Below are 434 nucleotides of genomic sequence, written 5' to 3'. Positions count from 1 at the left end.
CTACGTGTACGTTTTATGTCGTTCCGACGGAACGCCGTTCTACGTTGGCAAGGGCGTCCAGCACCGCTGCTTTCACCATGAAGCTGAGGCGCGCAACACCGAGAGGCTCACCCACAAGCTAAACCTGCTGCGAGCAATGCACCGCAGGGGCGAAGCGATCGGCTACTGCATCGAGAGCAGCTTCGAAATCGAAGCGCAGGCGCACGCACGGGAACGTCACCTCATCGCTATGTTCGGGCGTCATGACCAGGGCCGAGGCCCTCTCACGAACCAGACGGATGGCGGCGAAGGTGCGTCCAATCCCTCTACGGAATCGCGTGAGCGACGCCGGCAGTCACTTTGGGGCGAAGCGGAGGACGAGGAGCGTCGTGCCGCCAACACTTGGTTCCAGACGGTGTGCGAGGTCAAGTCGGTGCCGGTGAAGCCGCTTAGCC

The 434-nt window shown here is 62.2% G+C and carries 1 protein-coding gene; it reads left to right on the top strand.

Features of this window, described 5'->3' with window-relative positions; translation table 11 throughout:
• Positions 1-434: LEM-3-like GIY-YIG domain-containing protein (locus ACU8YE_RS25570; protein ID WP_446930414.1), on the top strand; the 434-nt coding region annotated here is incomplete at both ends.

The sequence above is a fragment of the Ralstonia sp. VS2407 genome (assembly GCF_052950655.1).
The sequence above is the reverse complement of the archived record's forward strand: the minus strand, read 5'-3'. Positions and strand labels throughout refer to the sequence as shown.